Origin of the sequence: Dickeya chrysanthemi NCPPB 402, from assembly GCF_000406105.1 — a bacterium.
Lineage (GTDB): Bacteria > Pseudomonadota > Gammaproteobacteria > Enterobacterales > Enterobacteriaceae > Dickeya > Dickeya chrysanthemi.
Genome location: NZ_CM001974.1, coordinates 1231401 through 1249149, shown reverse-complemented (window position 1 = coordinate 1249149; position 17749 = coordinate 1231401). Strand labels below are relative to the sequence as shown.

The following is a 17749-nucleotide window of genomic DNA, read 5'->3' as shown; positions in this document are numbered from 1 at the left end:
CAGCACCTGGTCCGTCGGTTCGGTCAACGCCGTCTGCCCGATGGGTTGAATCCCGGCGGTGGCCGGCTCATCGCGCGATGCGGAAACAAGCGGTAATGCATCGACTTGTAATGCATAAAGTTGCAAACGGTTATCGCCGGTCACCCTCACCACTCGCAACATGTCGCCCGATTCAGCAACCGCCAGTTGCCGCAACGGTTGAGCCGCTCCGGCCAGCAGAAGTGGCCGCTCACCCAGCGGATATCGCCACTGCGGCGTGTCATCGCCAGACAACGGCCACTCCGGGCGCACCACGCTCAGCGCGCCGTCCGTCTGCCCCAGTACCAGTAGCGGGCGCTCACCCGCGCTCATCGCCGCCAGCGTTACCGACGGCGCTACCGACTCGCGGGCGACAACCTGAGCGCGTTCAAGCGCGATGAATTCACCGTAACCTGCGGCATCCACCCGAAAAGCCCAACGACCGTTGTCGCTGATGCCAAGCGTCAGCGTCGGTTCGCGCATATCGACCGTCACCGGCGCCAGCGGACGGATAGACGCGGAAGAAAACAGCGGAACAACCACATACAGCAGATAAAAAAAGATCAGCACTAATGCCAATAGCACCAGCCACCCGCTCCCCACCACAATCCGGCGCGTCAGCCGGTCGATCAACGCCCGCCGCCTGTCCCGATACGCTAAATTGCCTGAGTCCGCCATGTGTCGCCGTTGTTCCTGCCGAATCGAAAATCTGCCGGTTCCTTTGCATTAATACAGAGGAAGTGAAATTTCCCGCCGCTGACGGGGTAACATATGTTGCCTTTACACCTGTAATATGACAATGGTAAGTCGATACGCGCATTCGCTTTTATCGTCATTTGCGCGCCATAATGAACGTGGATAGTAGCTACACTTACGTCAAAATAGTGTAACGGAGCGATAATGAGTCAGGACAAACTCTACATAGAAAAAGAGTTGAGTTGGTTATCCTTTAATGAACGTGTGTTGCAGGAAGCTGCGGATAAATCCAATCCGTTGATCGAGCGGATGCGATTTCTGGGGATCTATTCCAGCAATCTGGACGAGTTCTACAAAGTTCGCTTTGCCGACCTGAAGCGCCGCATCCTGATCAACGAAGAACAAGGCTCCGATGGTGAACTGCGCCAATTACTCGGCAAAATCCAGGCCCGGGTACTGAAAACCGACCAACAGTTCGACAATCTGTACAACGAGCTGCTGCTGGAAATGGCTCGTAATCAGATCTTTTTGGTGAATGAGCGTCAGGTTTCCTCCAACCAGCAAATCTGGCTGCGCGAATACTTTCGGCAAAACCTGCGCCCGCACATCACGCCGATTCTGATTCTGCCGGAAACCAATCTGGTGGAGTTTCTGAAAGACGATTACACTTATCTGGCGGTGGAAATCATCCGCGGCGAACAAACCGACTATGCGTTGCTGGAAATTCCGTCCGACAAGGTGCCCCGTTTTGTCGACCTGCCGCCGGAAGCGCCGCATCGCCGCAAGACCATGATCCTTATCGATAATATCCTGCGCTACTGTCTGGATGATATTTTCCGCGGCTTTTTCGATTTCGACGCGCTGAATGCCTACTCGATGAAAATGACCCGCGACGCCGAGTACGATCTGGTCACCGAAATGGAATCGAGCCTGCTGGAACTGATGTCCTCCAGCCTGAAACAGCGCCTGACCGCCAAGCCGGTGCGCTTCGTCTATCAGCGCGACATGCCGGATGCCATGGTGGAGTGTCTGCTGCACAAGCTGGGTATCTCCTCTTATGACTCGGTGATCCCCGGTGGTCGTTACCACAATTTCAAAGATTTCATCGGCTTCCCGAATATCGGCCGCGCCAATCTGGTCAACAAACCGATACCGCGCCTGCGTCATCACTGGTTCAGCCAGTTTCGCAATGGCTTTGACGCCATTCGCCACCGCGATGTGCTGCTGTACTACCCGTACCACACGTTTGAGCACGTACTGGAGCTGCTGCGTCAGGCCTCTTTCGACCCAAGCGTACTCTCTATCCGCATCAATATTTACCGTGTGGCGAAAGATTCCCGCATCATTAATTCGATGATTCACGCCGCCCACAACGGCAAGAAAGTCACGGTGGTGGTGGAACTGCAAGCGCGCTTTGACGAAGAAGCCAACATTCACTGGGCTAAACGGCTGACGGAAGCCGGCGTTCACGTTATCTTCTCGGTGCCGGGGCTGAAGATCCACGCCAAGTTGTTCCTGATTTCCCGCAAGGAAGGGGACAATATTGTGCGCTACGCTCACATCGGTACCGGCAACTTCAACGAGAAAACCGCACGCCTGTATACCGACTATTCGTTGCTGACGGCGGATGAACGCATCACCAACGAAGTGCGCCGGGTGTTCAACTTCATTGAAAACCCGTACCGGCCGGTTAGCTTCGACCATCTGCTGGTGTCGCCGCAAAACTCCCGCGATCGGTTGTATCAGATGATCGATCGAGAAATTGCCAACGCACAGGCGGGGCTGGAAGCAAAAATAACACTAAAAATCAATAATCTGGTAGATAAAGGGCTGGTGGATCGGTTGTATGCCGCCTCCGGTGCCGGTGTAAAAATCAACCTGCTGGTTCGCGGCATGTGCTCGCTGATTCCAGAACTTCCCGGGATCAGCGATAATATTCGTGTCATCAGTATCCTTGACCGCTATCTGGAGCATGATCGCGTCTATGTGTTCCACAACGGCGGCGATCACAAGGTGTACCTGTCGTCCGCCGATTGGATGACACGTAATATTGATTACCGTATCGAAGTTGCGGTGGAAGTGCTTGACAACAGGCTGAAGGAACGGGTGCTGGACATACTGGATATCTTGTTCAGCGATACGGTGAAAGCCCGTGTGGTAGACAAGGAACTGAGCAATCGCTATGTCACCCGCGGTAACCGGCGCAAAGTACGCGCCCAGAATGCCATCTATGACTATATCAAGGCGCTCGAGCAACCCGGAGAACAGGCCTGACCCAATGCCTTTAACGAATCACAATACCGAACAACCCCAGGAATTCGCGGCTATCGATCTGGGTTCCAACAGTTTCCATATGGTGGTAGCCCGTGTCGTCAATGGCGCTTTGCAGGTACTGAGCCGCCTGAAGCAACGCGTGCACCTGGCCGATGGGCTGGACAGCCAAAACCAGCTTAGCGAAGAATCGATACAACGCGGGCTGAGCTGTCTGGCGCTATTTGCCGAACGGTTGCAGGGCTTTCCCGCCACCAATGTCTCGATTGTCGGCACCCATGCGCTACGTCAGGCGGTCAATGCGCAGGATTTTCTGCGGCGTGCCGCCAAAATCATGCCCTACCCGATTGAGATTATCTCCGGCAATGAAGAAGCGCGTCTGATCTTTATGGGGGTGGAGCACACCCAGCCGGAAAAAGGCCGCAAGCTGGTTATCGATATCGGCGGCGGCTCCACCGAACTGGTCATCGGCGAAGATTTTGAACCGATACTGGTGGAAAGCCGTCGCATGGGGTGCGTCAGTTTCGCCCAGCAGTTTTTCCCCAACGGCGAAATCAGCGAGGCCAATTTCCGGCGTGCCCGGCTTGCCGCAGCACAGAAGCTGGAAACGCTGGCATGGGAATACCGCATCTACGGCTGGGACTACGCGCTCGGCGCGTCCGGTACCATCAAGGCTACCTGCGAAATTCTGGTGGCGATGGGGGAAAAAGACGGGTTGATTACCCCAGAGCGGCTGGAAATGCTGCGTGAGCGCATCCTGCAGTTCAAAAACTTCCGGGCAGTCAGCCTGCCGGGTCTGACTGAAGATCGTCAGACGGTGCTGGTGCCGGGCTTCGCTATTCTGTGTGGCGTATTTGATGCTCTGGCGATCAAAGAACTTCGCCTGTCGGACGGCGCCTTGCGTGAAGGGGTGCTGTATGAGATGGAGGGCCGTTTCCGCCATCAGGATATCCGTATCCGTACCGCACAAAGTCTGGCCAGCCATTACAACATTGACCGGGAGCAGGCAAAACGCGTAAGGGAAACCGCCGAGCAGCTTTACGCCCAATGGGCGCAGCAGAATCCGACATTGGTGCATCCGCAACTGGGCGCGCTGCTGAAATGGTCGGCGATGCTGCATGAGGTGGGGCTGGGCATTAATCACAGCGGTATGCATCGTCACTCCGCCTACATTCTGCAGAACACCAACCTGCCGGGTTTCAATCAGGAACAGCAGCAATTGCTGGCGCTAATGGTGCGGCTGCACCGCAAAGTGGTCAGGCTGGAAGAATTGCCACGCTTCAATTTGTTCAAAAAGAAACAGTACCTGCCGATGGTGCAATTGTTGCGCCTTGCCACACTGCTGAACAATCAGCGCCAGGCGACCACCACGCCGAAAACGTTGCGTCTTATCGCCAACGATACCGCGTGGACGTTGATCTTCCCACAAGGGTTCTTCAACCAGAACATGTTGGTCCAACTTGATCTGGAACGGGAACAACAATACTGGGACGACGTCAGCGGCTGGAAACTGTATATCGAAGAAGAGCCTGTCTGAACATTTTCCAGGCCGGCGGCACCCGTGGTGTGCTGTCCGGCCTGCGGTTATCAGATTGGCGTTTTTTCCGTGATTTTAATCACAACCTTGCGACCCACCGCACGTCTGGCTACCCACCATCACACTTTTCTCCCCGACTTACGTTGACCATGCCGTTAGCTTGTGCCTAAATAAAATACAGCGAATGTTCGCGATCACAGAGAAACTGAGAACCAATGGCTACGATTACCCACAAACGGCGCATCGCCCTGCGTCAGCGACGACGATCCGGTACGCGCATCGCCCGTACTGTACTGATGATTAGTTTTATTATTCTGCTTGGTCGTTTTGCCTATTCCGCCATCGGCGCTTTTTTCCATCACCAGAACACACAGCAACAGCGTACTGAACAGCCTGTTGCCGCTGCTGCCGCCTCAACGACTGTGACTCCCCAACGCGAATAGCATCCGTTATTGCCGATGCTGTTGATGTCGTTCAGTGATTCATGCTATTGCCCTTTGCTGCCGTAGCCGTATGGTGCCGTGCTTTTTTTGCGCTGCCGTGCCTGCTGCCGGTGCATTTCATGCCATACTTAACATCCGATCTCATACTGACGATGGGGACAATCATGGCCAGTGGCTGGTCCAATGATGGGGCGGTTCAGGATCAAATCGACGCAACGGTGGATGACGCCATCGCTCGCGCCCGTAGTCTGCTACATCAGGGCAGCAGCGCGCAGTATTGCGAAGAATGCGGCGAGGCTATCCCGCAGGCACGTCGCCTGGCGCTGCCGGGGGTTCGTTTTTGCGTGCAATGCCAGGAAAAAATGGATAAGAAACACACGCTTAACAGTGGCTATAACCGGCGCGGCAGCAAAGACAGCCAGTTACGCTGAAATACGAGGCCACTCATGCCGACATGACACCGGGCCCCGATCGGCGACTCACCGCACGACCAACACCGAGGTTTGGGCATGGCGGACAATCGCCGCCGCATTCGACCCCAGCAAGTAAGTCTTCACATTCGGCCGACGCGAACCAATCACAATCAAGTCAGCTTCAATTTCCTGAGCCAGCTCCAGCACTTCATCGCGCGGAATGCCGAAACTAATACTGTGAGACAGCTTGTCTGCCGGCAAATCGATGGTTTTCACCAAAGCATGCAGTTTCTTATCCGCTTTGATCACCGCTTCGTTCTCAAACTCCTTGATGCCAAACGAGTATGCCGACATAAACGCCGAAGCGTCAGGCAACGCATGAAACAGGTGGACGGTAGCGCCGGATTGTCTGGCCAGCGCTACGGCGTGTGACAATGCCTTTTGAGTCAGTTCTTCTTCATCAATATCCACGGGTACTAAAATGGTCTTATACATCATCGTCCCCTTAAGTCAGCCATCGCGATACTGAAAGCGTAGCTCCGTTTGCCGTCACGTGATGTCGTTTTTGAGGTATTTGTGAAGCAACGCCGGGTTTATCTGTCGTATTAACGATGTAATACAATCAGTTACCAAACACCCTTGCCCACTTTCGGCAACAGGCGTAGTCTTAGCCAACCGCCGACAATGACCCACAGACTTCATGCATGACAACACTTGATGCGCTGTTTTTACGGCTATCGCGCTCCCGTTTTCGTCAGCGTTTTCATTTGGGCGCCAAAGAGCGCGATGACTGTTTTACCAAAGGTAAAGAGCTGATTGCCTCTCACGCCGCCGATTTTATTGCCCGGCGACTGGCGCCGGCTGAGCCGGTCAACGATGGAAAACAGACGCCGATGCGCGGCCATCCGGTTTTCATCGCTCAGCACGCCACCGCAACCTGTTGCCGGGGATGCCTGGAGAAATGGCATAATATCAACCAACATCGCCCGCTGACTGACGATGAACAGCGCTATATCGTCGATGTTATTTTATGCTGGCTTGAGCGCGACCTGCTCAACACACCTCACACCAACGTCTAATTCGCCGGTTTCAGGCTAGCGTTTGCCACGCCTGCAAGATAACTTCGGTATCTTTCACCAGTAAGGTATTGCCGGGAATAATGAAATCACGCCAGACATCATTATGCTGGGCGATCAGTTGCGCGGCGCTCACCGCCCGGCGGTCCGCCGTGGTATGGGCATCTCCTGCTACCGTCTGAGCATACCCCCGACTGGCGGCGTTTTTGATGGTAGCGTCGACGCAGTAATCAGTGGCGCAACCGCATAGCGTGAAATGTTGAACATGTAGGCGGCTTAATATTTCGGCCAATTCGGTACGGTAAAACGCATCGCAAGCCGTTTTAGTGACGGAAATAGCATTCACAGGGCGATGCAGTGCAGGCAATAACTGCCATGCTTCACTGCCGGGCGGGCAGTCTGCATCCGTATGCTGAATAAAAATGGTCTGATCCGCCGCATCAATTAACCGATTGATGCGCTCAACCACAACTTCCTGCTGATAACGCGACGTGGCGAACACACCGTTTTGCATATCGACGACGATTAACACCTGCATGTTTTTCTCCGGAACCCATAGCGACAAGCGCTATCATACTGCGTCACCGGGCAGGCATAACCACATGAATTGAAAATGGGATTGAAGACAGGAATTTCAGCAAAAACGAAAACGGGCCAGCATAAGCTGACCCGTTAGAATTTTGGCGGAGGAGTAGAGATTCGAACTCTAGAACGCTTTCGCGTCGCCGGTTTTCAAGACCGGTGCCTTCAACCACTCGGCCACTCCTCCGCAACGACGCGAACTATAAACAGTGCGCTGGATGTTGTAAAGCGACATAGCGTTCGATCGCCTGAAAAACAGGCAATAATTCATTAGAAGCGTACAAAATAGCCATCAGACTCAAACTTTTATCGTCAACTGCGTAAAGAAGGGTAAAACGGCTTTAATAACATAACGCAACTACTTACTCTTTTTAAAGACAACAATGGCCCCCTTAATAGAGAGAGTCGTTATATGGACCGTATTATTGCCTCTTCCACTCGCGAGCAGTCGCTGCTCAGTACCCATAAGGTACTTCGTAATACTTATTTCCTGCTGTCGCTGACGCTGGGTTTTTCCGCCGTCACCGCCACCCTGAGTACGGTGCTGAATCTGCCGTCTCCCGGTCTGATTCTAACGTTGGTCGGCTTTTACGGCCTGATGTTCCTGACCTACCGTCTGGCAGACCGCCCGGCAGGGATTCTGGCGGCATTCGCGCTGACCGGTTTTTATGGGGTATACCCTCGGCCCGCTGCTGAGTTCGTTGATCGCCGCAGGCGCCAGCGACATTATCATGCTGGCGTTGGGCGGCACGGCGCTGGTGTTCTTCTGCTGTTCCGCTTACGTGTTGACTACCCGTAAGGACATGTCTTTCCTGTCCGGTATGCTGATGGCAGGTTTTGTGGTGTTGCTGGTCGCAACCATTGCCAACCTGTTCCTGAATCTGCCGGGGCTGCATTTGGCGATTAGCGCAATGTTTATCCTGTTCTCCGCCGGCGCCATTCTGTGGGAAACCAGCAACATCATCCATGGCGGAGAAACCAACTACATTCGTGCGACGGTCAGCTTGTATGTTTCCATCTACAACCTGTTTGTCAGCCTCCTGAGTCTGCTGGGCATGTCGCGCAGCGAGTAAATCTTCCCGCTGTCAGACTGTCAGACAAGGCGCCTTCGGGCGCCTTGTTGCTGTTAGCCAACACGATATTCATACCGGTCAGCGCACTATCTTCTGCGTATCCCTTAAAGTTTGCTAGACTAGGCGCGTTTTCACGTGATACCGAGGCAATATGTTAGTGTTTGAAGACCGAGTCATCGAAACCGATGCTCAGGGATATCTGAAAGACAGCCGCGACTGGCAAGAGGGCATGGCCCCGATACTGGCGGAACAAGAAGGCATCACGCTCACCGACGCGCACTGGGAAGTCGTTCGTTTTGTCCGAGCGTTTTACCTCGAATTCAATACCTCGCCCGCCATCCGCATGTTGGTGAAAGCCATGGCGCAGAAATACGGCGAGGAAAAAGGCAACAGCCGCTATCTCTATCGCCTGTTTCCCAAAGGCCCGGCCAAACAGGCCACGAAAATCGCCGGGCTGCCGAAACCGGTAAAATGCATCTGAATATTCGGCCCCAGGCTTAATAACGACCTGGGTTTAATAACGACAGGGTTTTAATAACGACCAGGTTTTAATAACGAATAGTAAAATCACGCTCATCGGTAACGGGATGGGGTTCAATCAGAACCTTGTCCACCCGGGCGTGGCGCGGCCCTCCCTGCTTCAGCCAGGCCATCAGTTGCTCTACAGCCTGGTGCTCTCCACTGGCGACGACCTCCACGCTGCCGTCGTCACAGTTGCGGACATAACCACACACACCCAACTGGCGGGCTTGCAATTGAGTGTGATAGCGAAATCCCACCCCTTGTACCATTCCGTACACCCACGCAATCACAGATACTGTCGGCATATGTCCTCCTTAATCACATGGGATGCAGTGTAAAAATGCATCGAACTTAACGCCTTTTTACTATTACTCAGCCTATGATTAAGACAAGAGCAAGTGTGACTGGTTAGTTACCGTGATAAAAATCTCTGCCGCGCCGGATGACTTGAAAATCACGCCCCATCCCCCCATTTAAGGTACGTAATACGTTTCTCGGGAGGTCATATGATTAACTGTAAATTCACCATCGGACAGCAGATTCGTCATAAGCTACTGGGGTATCCCGGCGTAGTTATCGATATTGATCCTGAGTACTCTCTCGAACAACCAAAGTGGGAGGAACTTTCGGCCAATGACACCTTGCGAACGGCGCCCTGGTATCACGTAGTGATGGAAGACGAGCATGGTCGCCCCATTCATACTTATCTGGCGGAAGAACAACTGATCAACGAGGACCCCAACCCCATCGATCATCCATCCCTGGACGAACTGGCCGCCACGATTCGGCGCCGCGCACCACGTCTGCTGCACTAATTATGCGACGATTGCCATGTGACAGCGCACGTTTACCGTCAGTGTTGTTCCTTATCGGAGCATGAGGCGAAAACCTATTTCTCCAGCCCCAGCCGGGGAATTTCAATTTTCGGACAACGATCCATCACCACCGATAAGCCGGCGTCATGCGCCAGTACTGCCGCCGCTTCATTGATCACGCCAATCTGCAACCACAACACGCGTGCGCCAATAGCAATAGCCTCCTGAGCTACTTCAAACGCGGCATCCGGCTGGCGAAAGATATCCACCATATCGACCGGCTCTGGAATCTCAGCCAATGACGCATAGGCAACTTGCCCCAGCAGAGTTTGCCCTGCCAGACGTGGGCTGACCGGAATAACCCGATAACCTTGCCCAAGCAGATAGGCCATCACCACGTAGCTGGGGCGCGAAGGGTTCTCGCTGGCACCGACCAACGCAATGGTTTTCACCTGATTGAGTAACGCTTTAATGTCGTTGTCTTGCATGGTTGCCTCCGTGACTATTCACCCGACAGGCAGCGCTTAGCGGTAATGCCAACGTCCCGGCGCTGTCTGCTATCAGTGTAACGCAGAATCTCTGCGCCCATACGCCCGGCCTGCAAAATCCATCGGCAGCAACACGCGCCCCTTGCTGAACAGCCGTCGATTAATAACAAAATATTTCATTTTTTAAATTTTGACACACTATGTTCATTATTGAACAATATGGTAACGAGATTTATCATGAGGCATGTATGAAAACCATTTCCGCTATCGCCGCCACATTGTGGTTGCTCACGCTCAGTTCTCTGGCGATGGCGACGACGCTGAAACTCAGGCCTGATATCGAATTGATGATGGTCGATGGGAAAAAGGTCTCCGGTTCACTCCTTAATGGCGCCGACAGTCTCGAGCTGGAAAAAGGCTCTCACCAGATCGTCTTTCAGGTACTGAAGTCTGTTAATGCACCGATGGGAATAAAACAGACTTACCGTTCGCCGGGCCTGATCACGGTATTTGACGCCCGCAATCTGAATGAAGTCTCTGTTCGACTGCCTGACTTGGAAGACGCCGCAGCGCGACGGAGTTTCAGCCAATCCCCCAATTACCAATGGGTAGACGGCAAAAGTCTGCCTATCTCGATTCGTACCGATGTTCTGCCTGTCGGCGAAACGGACTTAGCCGGTGAAATCGAAAAACGCATGGCTGATTACAATCGTTCAGGCCAACCGGCAGCCGTTATCGCGTTCGCCCCACAATCGCCGGCAAAGGCGTCGACAACAACCAGCACCACAGCCAATCCACTGGATCCGCTCAGCATCATGCAGTACTGGTTTCAGCAAGCGGACAAAAGCACACGCCAGCGTTTTCTCGAATGGGCAAGAGACAGAGAAACCCAATAAGCATGCTGATTTTACAGACAAAAAGCGCCGTTTTTGGAAAGATGCTCGCATTTTTTCAGTCTGCTACTTTCCACTGAAACCACGTTTCCGTAATCTGTAAAAACTATACTGTTCGAAATTATACTGTTCGAAGGATGTCGCCATGGAGTACACCACCCGCACAATCGAGGTGCATAAGCACATTGCACTGGTTGCGCACGATCACTGTAAAGAATCGCTGCTGGAATGGGTTAGCGCCAACAAAAGCCAACTGGCGGAACACCATTTGTATGCTACCGGCACGACAGGCAACCTGATTCAACTCCATACCGGACTGCCGGTCAGAAGCATGCTGAGCGGGCCGATGGGCGGTGATCAGCAGGTGGGAGCCCTGATCTCGGAAGGGAAAATCGACATGCTGATTTTTTTCTGGGATCCGCTCAACGCCGTGCCGCATGACCCTGACGTCAAAGCGTTGCTGCGGCTGGCTACGGTGTGGAATATTCCGGTCGCCACCAACCGCTCGACGGCAGACTTCCTGATCAATTCCACGCTATTCCGCCAGTTGGTTTCCGTCACCATTCCTGACTATCAGCGTTACCTTCAGGGACGGCTGAAATAACCGCTCTGTTTTCCATGAAAACTGGTCGATTTCCCGGCCAGTTTTCTCTCACCGGCAGACATAAATAAAACGACAGCCGTTAGCCGGGCTTGCGCTGCATCGGCACCCCTAACTGGTGCAAATCATCGACAAACACCGAGGGTTCGTCGCGATCATACATCAACCACACCTGATGCCTGGCACGGGTCAACGCGACATATAATAATCGGCGCTCCTCTGCATCCGGAAAAGATTCTGGCCGAGGGAGCAAGACCGCTTCCAGCACGGACTCTCGCGGCGGCGCGGGAAAACCGTCGCGTCCTTCATGCAACCCCAACACAATCACGTAATCCGCTTGTTGCCCTTTGCTGGCATGAATCGTCATGAAATGGAGGTTCAAATGCGGCCAACGGGTCTGCGCCTTATCCAATACATCAGGGCGCAAATGGTGATAACGCGCCAACACCAGTATACGCGCCTGTGCCGCCACATAACCGCTCATCTTATCCAGCAAGGCATCCAACTGTTCTTGCGGCAACAACACCACCGATTTTCTATCGCCGTCTCGCAAGCTATTAAGCACTTTTTTTAACTGGGCCGGATTTTGCTGAATAAACCGGTTGGCGATCTCGCCGATGCGATGGTTAAAGCGATAGGTGGTATCCAATACACATTGCGCGCCTTCGCCGAAATGCTGCTCAAATGCCGTGGTGAGCGTTAATTCTGCACCACTAAACCGGTAAATAGCCTGCCAGTCATCGCCAACCGCAAACAGGCTGCTCTCCGGCGATTGTCGGCGCAACGCTTCCAGCAAACGAGCGCGCTGAGGGGAGATGTCCTGAAATTCATCCACCAGAATATGCCGCCACGGGCTGACAAAACGACCCTTATCCAGATAGTTGACCGCCTGGTGGATCAAACCGGAAAAATCGACGGCACCTTCATCCTTCAAGGCTTTTTTCCATGCTTTCAGCAGTGGCGCCATTAATCTTAACCGTTGCTGGAATAGCGGCCGGGTTTCGTCGTCGGCCAATGCCAGCATCTCGCTTTGGGTGCCGCCTTGCATCCGCATCACCCCTAACCAGCGCTCCAGCCGCCCGGCCAATCTTGATGCGATGGTCTCATCCTGCCAAAAATTTCCCTCAGGCAACGTCCATTCCAGTTCTTCGGTCAACCACTGCCGCCAGCCTTTCGCCTGAGTTTTCTTTTCGTCACACTGCTGCTGCCAGTGCTGGATCAGAAATGCGCGCCGGTGCGCGCCGTCGGTTTCCAGCCGACTGATGACCGGAGCCTTACGGCTGCACTGCTGGATAATGTGCAGCGCCAACGCATGAAACGTCTTCGCCTGAACCTCATCAGTATGCAGCCGCTCATGAATACGGCCGTTCATTTCATCCGCAGCTTGCCGACCAAATGCCAATAATAAGATCTGCTCAGGCGACGCCTCGGCCCGATGCAGCAACCAGGCGGCTCGCGCCACCAATACCGAGGTTTTGCCGCTGCCTGCGCCGGCCAACACCAGCACGGCATTTTCGCCATTCACTACCGCCCGGCACTGACTGGGGTTCAACGGTGAGCTTTCCACCGTATCGAAAAAGGCTTTGTGCCCGACCAACGTGGTTTCCGTCCAGAGCTGGTTGGCTTGCTGACGCAGGGTCTCCCCCTGCTCCAACCAACGCAGACAACGCTGATAATTGTCCCGGCAATGTTCAAATTCATCCAAACGCGCCAATGGTAACGGCAACGCGGCGAACCCGCTTCGGATCGCTTGTTGAACGCGCATCAGTGTCTGACGGCTGAACCAGCCATCTACCGTTTCCTGCGTCGTAATCTTCTCCGCCAGTTGCTGCAATACGTCTTTGCACACCTCGCTCATCTCCTGACTCCAGCTCTGCCAGGACTTGAACAGATGACGGAAAAACTGCTGCGTTTCCTGCCATTCCGTACCGTGCAAACGCACCACCTTGTTCTCCGGCAACTCGAATTCCAGCTCTCCCCAGATCAACCCTTTCTTACAGCGAATCGCCAGCAACTGATTAAAGGGGATGAGGTATTCGTGTCGGTCGCCGCTGACATTGACACCGGCATTCAGCAATTGCACACGGTTGTAGGGATGCTGTGCCAGATGCTTACCCAACGAGGTCGATTTCAGTTCCATGAGCGCTGTGCCATTTTCAGAAGAAATGTTCAAAGTTGTAGTGTAACCGCTATCCGACCCCACGCTCTAGCCAGAAAAACACGTTAGAATAACCCGGCTAATAATGTGATAATTCGTTTCCCGTCATAGGGTTTGACCGAGGGTGTTCATATCATGCGAGCCGTACTTAATATCCTGAATTTCGTGCTGGGTGGTTTTTTCACCACGCTCGCCTGGCTGCTGGCCACGGCGGTCAGCATTGTATTGGTCTTTACCCTGCCGCTGACACGCTCATGCTGGGAAATCACCAAACTCTCACTGTTACCCTATGGTAATGAAGCCATTCATGTCGACGAACTGCAGCCTGAGCAAAAAATACGCTGCTTAATGCCGGCGGTACTCTGCTAAATGTATTCTGGCTGGTCTTTTTCGGCTGGTGGCTGTGCCTGTCGCACATTGCCAGCGGTATCGCGCAATGTCTGACGATTATCGGCATCCCGGTGGGCATCGCCAATTTCAAAATCGCCGCCATCGCACTCTGGCCGGTGGGACGTCGCGTCGTGTCGGTGGAAGAAGCGCGCGCCGCAAGAGAAGCCAACGCCCGTCGGCGTTATCAGTAACCAAAGCGGGTCATCATCGTGCAACTGAACGTCACAACCAACCTGCGGCAGGTCATCTATAACAGTAGCTGGCTGTATAATCTACGGATTCTCATCGCACTCAGTGGTGTGGCGCTCGTCCCTTGGTGGCTGGGAGTATCGACCAGCACCATTCCTTTAACGCTGGGGGTCGTCGCCGCCGCGCTGACAGACCTCGATGACCGGTTGTCCGGCCGTCTGTTTAATTTGATCATTACGCTTGCCTGTTTCCTGGTCGCCTCGGTGTCAATCGAACTGCTCTACCCGCATCCCTGGTTATTCGCCATTGGGCTGGCCGGTTCAACCTGGAGCTTTATTCTACTGGGCTCACTGGGGCAACGCTATGCCACCATCGCGTTTGGCGCACTGCTGATTGCCATCTACACCATGCTGGGTATATCGCTTTACAACGACTGGTACCAGCAACCGTTTCTGCTGTTGTTGGGGGCATTGTGGTACAACTTGCTGACCCTACTCGGCCACTTGCTGTTTCCTATTCGACCGCTTCAGGACAACCTGGCTCGTTGCTACCAGCAGTTGGCCCATTATCTGGAAACCAAATCCAATCTGTTTGACCCTGATCTTGATGATAACGACCAACCGTTGATTGACGTGGCGATGGCCAACGGCCAGTTGGTTGATACGCTCAATCAGGCTAAGGCGTCGCTACTGACTCGGTTGCGCGGCGACCGCGGCCAGCGCGGAACCCGACGCACGTTACACTATTATTTTGTCGCGCAGGATATCCACGAACGCGCCAGCTCGGCACATATCCAATACGAACAACTGCGACAGATGCTGCGCTACAGCGATGTGCCGTTTCGGTTTCAGCGTTTGCTATTTATGTTATCGCGCGCCTGCCAGCAAGTATCTCAATCCATTTTGCTGCAACAAAAATATCAGCATGATTACCGTATTGAGCGAGCCTTCTTTCATCTTGATGCAGCTATCGACAGGTTAGCCGCTCAAGGGATAGAAACGTTGTACATCAAGGCATTACGCCATTTACTCAATAACTTGCGAGCAATTGACGCCCAATTCATCAATATCCAGTCCGAGCAGACGCTGGAACGCCACAATCACCGTCTTACGGCGGAAAGCCGGCTTTCAGACGATAAAATTACCGGCTGGAGTGATATCAGGTTACGTATCAGCCGTCACCTGACGCCGCAATCCTCACTATTTCGTCATGCGGTTCGTATGTCGCTGGTACTGTGCATCGGCTACGCGATTATTCAATTAACCGGGTTACAACACGGCTACTGGATCCTGTTGACCAGCCTGTTTGTCTGTCAGCCTAACTACAACGCAACCCGCCGACGTTTAGCCCTACGTATTGTCGGAACGCTGGGCGGCGTACTCATCGGCGTTCCTTTGCTGTATATCGTGCCCTCTCTGGAAGGACAACTGGCGCTGATTGTTATCAGCGGCGTCTTGTTTTTTGCCTTCCGCACCGTGCAATACGCCCAAGCCACGCTGTTTATCACGCTGCTGGTATTGATGTGTTTTAATTTATTGGGCGAAGGGCTGGAGGTTGCCATTCCCAGGGTAGTCGACACGTTGGCGGGCTGTGGTATTGCCTGGGCAGCGGTCAGTTTTATCTGGCCGGACTGGAAATTCCGCGGTCTTCCCGCCGTGATAAATAAAGCGATGATGCGGAATTGCCGCTATCTCGATGCCATCATGCTCCAATATCATCAAGGCAAAGATAACGGATTGCCTTATCGCATCGCTCGTCGCGATGCCCACAATAGCGATGCGGAGCTGGCTTCAGTGGTGTCCAACATGTCGGCAGAACCCCACGCCCGCCCTGGTATGCGGGAAAACGCCTTCCGGTTAATGTGCCTCAACCACACCCTGCTGGGATATATCTCGACGTTGGGAGCTCACCGCGAACACATTCAGTCGTCTGAAACCCTGCAATTACTCAATGATGCCGTTTGTTATGTCGATGACGCACTTCATCAAGATAACAGCGACCAGGCGGTACTGGACCGCGAACTGGAAGCGCTGAAAAACCGTATTCATACTCAGTCACCGGAACAAGACAGCACAGGGCAATTACTGCTGCAGCAGGTGAACCTGATCATCGGCCTGCTGCCGGAACTGACGCAACTGAAAAATCAGATGATTGCCGAAGAAAATCACACACAGGAACCGATGCATCGGAATCGACAACAGACCTCTGCGCCCTAATTGATTCTGGGAGGTCTGATAGCACGCAGACTGGTATTCTCGAACCATTCAATCAGTTCGCTGCGCACGACTTGCGGTAACGCCGCCTGATGGACGCCACAGATTGCACCCGCCAGCGCCAGCAACACATTAACGCTCAGATTCTGACTGACAGACCGCAGTTTGAGGTAACTGGTTTTAGCACCAAGACGATGTAATTCATCAATATTTCTAATCCCGACCTTCCAGAGTAAACGCTCCAGGTCATGATTGATATTCGGTAGGTCTTTTAATCTGATGCAACGCATTCTGGCGGCTTTGTCCTGACGAGCCCCCTGTAGGGCACGCGACGCCAATTCCAACAGCACGGATTCGTCCTGCCAAAGCGCCTCCCCCACCAGATAATAATTAAGCGGCACCGGCAAACCGCGTTTGGTATAGATAAGTTTGGGTGTTTGCCTGTCGAGAAAAAACGCCTCATTATCAGGTGCTGCACGCAGATAAAGCTCACCATTGGAGACTAAAGCGAAAATCACACCATCCACTGCAATGCTGTAGCCGCCAAATTGTGAGCGAGAAAGGATACTTCCCAGCGGGGAAAATACTGTTTTCGCCTGTAAAATCCTTTTTTCACATAGCTTTTTCATTACTCATTCCTTGTATTGAATATTTTTCCCTGTTTACCAGATACATCTGTAACGCGAACAATTAATTAAACACAGCAAAACACCCTCTTCAAATACAAAAAATGTTATGAAGGCAACGACATAACGATTATGCGAAGCGCTTTCAGAAATTCCGGTTGATCTTTGCTCACACAAAAGATACTGTACGCACATACAGTAATACTGTGAGGTAAAGAAATCATGCGTACTCAAACCATCCGTTCTCGTCATGTTTGTCACACGTCACGTCTGAGTAATAACGCGATGCCTCAAGCCGCCTCCAGCGGTTTCATCAGTGAAATCGTCTATGGCGATGATCATCCGGTATTAACGCCGTTACTGCTTCCTTTATTGCAACAGTTGGGTACGCAATCACGCTGGTTACTCTGGCTGTCGCCACAGCAAAAACTCAGCCGTTTATGGCTGCAACAGGCAGGGTTGCCACTGGAAAAAATGATCGAATTGCACCGTATCAATCCAGTGTCTACGGTTGATGCCATGGAGAAAGCATTAATGACCGGTAATTACAGCGTCGTATTGTGTTGGTTAGCGGATGAACTGAATCATGAACAAAAAATGCGGTTGCAAAGGGCGGCGCAGCATGGAAATACCTATGGATTTATTATGCGTCCAGAGGAAAAAACAATCACAAGACCTTTTTCCACACTAAAAATTCACTCAAGATTGTATCACTAAATGAATATTAGGACTTTTCTTACAAGGA

At 52.9% G+C, this 17749-nt stretch carries 17 protein-coding genes, 1 tRNA gene and 3 pseudogenes; 13 read left to right on the top strand and 8 right to left on the bottom strand.

Features of this window, described 5'->3' with window-relative positions; all coding sequences use genetic code 11:
• Positions 1 to 696, bottom strand: a pseudogene (locus tag DCH402_RS20730) (ABC transporter permease subunit); the annotation flags it as partial.
• Between the two features lie 222 nt (positions 697 to 918).
• Between DCH402_RS20730 and ppk1 the strand changes: the two are divergent.
• The 4 genes from ppk1 to DCH402_RS05700 all read left to right on the top strand — a co-directional run bounded on the left by ppk1 (position 919) and on the right by DCH402_RS05700 (position 5396).
• Positions 919 to 2988, top strand: coding sequence for a polyphosphate kinase 1 (ppk1, locus tag DCH402_RS05715; protein ID WP_040000273.1), 2070 nt, complete (start codon positions 919 to 921; stop codon positions 2986 to 2988).
• 4 nt (positions 2989 to 2992) lie between these two features.
• A complete protein-coding gene (ppx, locus tag DCH402_RS05710) occupies positions 2993 to 4522 on the top strand; it encodes an exopolyphosphatase (RefSeq protein WP_040000272.1) in 1530 nt (509 codons plus the stop codon).
• A gap of 215 nt (positions 4523 to 4737) precedes the next feature.
• The gene (locus tag DCH402_RS21085; RefSeq protein WP_071604671.1) at positions 4738 to 4965 is read left to right on the top strand and encodes a YfgG family protein; all 228 of its coding nucleotides are present in this window, start codon (positions 4738 to 4740) and stop codon (positions 4963 to 4965) included.
• 164 nt (positions 4966 to 5129) lie between these two features.
• Positions 5130 to 5396 carry a DksA/TraR family C4-type zinc finger protein gene (locus DCH402_RS05700; protein WP_040000270.1) on the top strand — a complete coding sequence of 89 codons (267 nt, stop codon included), beginning with the start codon at positions 5130 to 5132 and terminating at the stop codon, positions 5394 to 5396.
• A gap of 48 nt (positions 5397 to 5444) precedes the next feature.
• On the opposite strand, the gene DCH402_RS05695 is transcribed toward DCH402_RS05700, so the two are convergent.
• A complete protein-coding gene (locus DCH402_RS05695) occupies positions 5445 to 5873 on the bottom strand; it encodes a universal stress protein (RefSeq protein WP_040000269.1) in 429 nt (142 codons plus the stop codon).
• A gap of 209 nt (positions 5874 to 6082) precedes the next feature.
• Between DCH402_RS05695 and DCH402_RS05690 the strand changes: the two genes are divergently transcribed.
• On the top strand, positions 6083 to 6457 hold the full coding sequence (locus DCH402_RS05690) for a DUF4186 domain-containing protein (RefSeq protein WP_033576173.1): 375 nt from the start codon (positions 6083 to 6085) through the stop codon (positions 6455 to 6457).
• A gap of 10 nt (positions 6458 to 6467) precedes the next feature.
• On the opposite strand, the gene DCH402_RS05685 is transcribed toward DCH402_RS05690, so the two are convergent.
• Both DCH402_RS05685 and DCH402_RS05680 read right to left on the bottom strand, forming a co-directional pair.
• Positions 6468 to 6992 (bottom strand): isochorismatase family protein, encoded by a 525-nt coding sequence (locus DCH402_RS05685; RefSeq protein ID WP_040000268.1) that lies wholly within the window; start codon positions 6990 to 6992, stop codon positions 6468 to 6470.
• A gap of 143 nt (positions 6993 to 7135) precedes the next feature.
• Positions 7136 to 7223, bottom strand: a tRNA-Ser gene (locus DCH402_RS05680).
• Between the two features lie 225 nt (positions 7224 to 7448).
• Between DCH402_RS05680 and yccA the strand changes: the two are divergent.
• Positions 7449 to 8109, top strand: a pseudogene (gene yccA, locus DCH402_RS05675) (FtsH protease modulator YccA).
• Positions 8110 to 8260: 151 nt separating this feature from the next.
• On the top strand, positions 8261 to 8590 hold the full coding sequence (tusE, locus tag DCH402_RS05670) for a sulfurtransferase TusE (RefSeq protein ID WP_012768964.1): 330 nt from the start codon (positions 8261 to 8263) through the stop codon (positions 8588 to 8590).
• A gap of 67 nt (positions 8591 to 8657) precedes the next feature.
• Here the strand turns inward: tusE and yccX are convergent, their stop codons facing one another.
• Complete coding sequence (gene yccX, locus DCH402_RS05665; protein WP_040000267.1) at positions 8658 to 8936, bottom strand: acylphosphatase; 279 nt, start codon at positions 8934 to 8936, stop codon at positions 8658 to 8660.
• A gap of 201 nt (positions 8937 to 9137) precedes the next feature.
• Here yccX and hspQ point away from each other — a divergent pair, with 201 nt between their 5' ends.
• Positions 9138 to 9446, top strand: coding sequence for a heat shock protein HspQ (gene hspQ, locus DCH402_RS05660; protein ID WP_040000266.1), 309 nt, complete (start codon positions 9138 to 9140; stop codon positions 9444 to 9446).
• A 74-nt stretch (positions 9447 to 9520) separates the two neighbouring features.
• Here hspQ and DCH402_RS05655 read toward each other — a convergent pair whose 3' ends face one another.
• Entirely contained in the window at positions 9521 to 9934 is a 414-nt protein-coding gene (locus tag DCH402_RS05655) for a CoA-binding protein (protein WP_040000265.1), read from the bottom strand.
• Positions 9935 to 10182: 248 nt separating this feature from the next.
• On the opposite strand from DCH402_RS05655, the gene DCH402_RS05650 reads away from it, so the two are divergent.
• Both DCH402_RS05650 and DCH402_RS05645 read left to right on the top strand, forming a co-directional pair.
• Positions 10183 to 10830, top strand: coding sequence for a DUF2057 family protein (locus tag DCH402_RS05650; protein ID WP_040000264.1), 648 nt, complete (start codon positions 10183 to 10185; stop codon positions 10828 to 10830).
• A 142-nt stretch (positions 10831 to 10972) separates the two neighbouring features.
• On the top strand, positions 10973 to 11431 hold the full coding sequence (locus DCH402_RS05645) for a methylglyoxal synthase (protein ID WP_040000263.1): 459 nt from the start codon (positions 10973 to 10975) through the stop codon (positions 11429 to 11431).
• A 79-nt stretch (positions 11432 to 11510) separates the two neighbouring features.
• Here the strand turns inward: DCH402_RS05645 and helD are convergent, their stop codons facing one another.
• Positions 11511 to 13568, bottom strand: a complete 2058-nt coding sequence (gene helD / locus DCH402_RS05640; RefSeq protein WP_040000262.1) for a DNA helicase IV — start codon at positions 13566 to 13568, stop codon at positions 11511 to 11513.
• A 153-nt stretch (positions 13569 to 13721) separates the two neighbouring features.
• Here helD and DCH402_RS05635 point away from each other — a divergent pair.
• Positions 13722 to 14167: pseudogene (locus tag DCH402_RS05635) on the top strand (YccF domain-containing protein).
• An 18-nt stretch (positions 14168 to 14185) separates the two neighbouring features.
• On the top strand, positions 14186 to 16381 hold the full coding sequence (gene yccS, locus DCH402_RS05630; RefSeq protein ID WP_040000261.1) for a YccS family putative transporter: 2196 nt from the start codon (positions 14186 to 14188) through the stop codon (positions 16379 to 16381).
• Here yccS and DCH402_RS05625 read toward each other — a convergent pair.
• Positions 16378 to 17007 (bottom strand): TfoX/Sxy family DNA transformation protein, encoded by a 630-nt coding sequence (locus DCH402_RS05625; RefSeq protein ID WP_027711366.1) that lies wholly within the window; start codon positions 17005 to 17007, stop codon positions 16378 to 16380. The two genes, yccS and DCH402_RS05625, sit on opposite strands and share 4 nt — an antisense overlap.
• A 219-nt stretch (positions 17008 to 17226) precedes the next feature.
• Here DCH402_RS05625 and sulA point away from each other — a divergent pair, with 219 nt between their 5' ends.
• Positions 17227 to 17721: an SOS-induced cell division inhibitor SulA gene (gene sulA / locus DCH402_RS05620; protein ID WP_027711365.1), complete on the top strand. Its 495-nt coding sequence runs from the start codon at positions 17227 to 17229 to the stop codon at positions 17719 to 17721.
• Positions 17722 to 17749: the final 28 nt, after the last annotated feature.

Coding starts and splice junctions, on each gene's coding strand:
- ppk1 (WP_040000273.1), top strand. CDS start 919: ATGAGTCAGGACAAACTCTACATAGAAAAAGAGTTGAGTTGGTTATCC.
- ppx (WP_040000272.1), top strand. CDS start 2,993: ATGCCTTTAACGAATCACAATACCGAACAACCCCAGGAATTCGCGGCT.
- DCH402_RS21085 (WP_071604671.1), top strand. CDS start 4,738: ATGGCTACGATTACCCACAAACGGCGCATCGCCCTGCGTCAGCGACGA.
- DCH402_RS05700 (WP_040000270.1), top strand. CDS start 5,130: ATGGCCAGTGGCTGGTCCAATGATGGGGCGGTTCAGGATCAAATCGAC.
- DCH402_RS05695 (WP_040000269.1), bottom strand. CDS start 5,873: ATGTATAAGACCATTTTAGTACCCGTGGATATTGATGAAGAAGAACTG.
- DCH402_RS05690 (WP_033576173.1), top strand. CDS start 6,083: ATGACAACACTTGATGCGCTGTTTTTACGGCTATCGCGCTCCCGTTTT.
- DCH402_RS05685 (WP_040000268.1), bottom strand. CDS start 6,992: ATGCAGGTGTTAATCGTCGTCGATATGCAAAACGGTGTGTTCGCCACG.
- tusE (WP_012768964.1), top strand. CDS start 8,261: ATGTTAGTGTTTGAAGACCGAGTCATCGAAACCGATGCTCAGGGATAT.
- yccX (WP_040000267.1), bottom strand. CDS start 8,936: ATGCCGACAGTATCTGTGATTGCGTGGGTGTACGGAATGGTACAAGGG.
- hspQ (WP_040000266.1), top strand. CDS start 9,138: ATGATTAACTGTAAATTCACCATCGGACAGCAGATTCGTCATAAGCTA.
- DCH402_RS05655 (WP_040000265.1), bottom strand. CDS start 9,934: ATGCAAGACAACGACATTAAAGCGTTACTCAATCAGGTGAAAACCATT.
- DCH402_RS05650 (WP_040000264.1), top strand. CDS start 10,183: ATGAAAACCATTTCCGCTATCGCCGCCACATTGTGGTTGCTCACGCTC.
- DCH402_RS05645 (WP_040000263.1), top strand. CDS start 10,973: ATGGAGTACACCACCCGCACAATCGAGGTGCATAAGCACATTGCACTG.
- helD (WP_040000262.1), bottom strand. CDS start 13,568: ATGGAACTGAAATCGACCTCGTTGGGTAAGCATCTGGCACAGCATCCC.
- DCH402_RS05625 (WP_027711366.1), bottom strand. CDS start 17,007: ATGAAAAAGCTATGTGAAAAAAGGATTTTACAGGCGAAAACAGTATTT.
- sulA (WP_027711365.1), top strand. CDS start 17,227: ATGCGTACTCAAACCATCCGTTCTCGTCATGTTTGTCACACGTCACGT.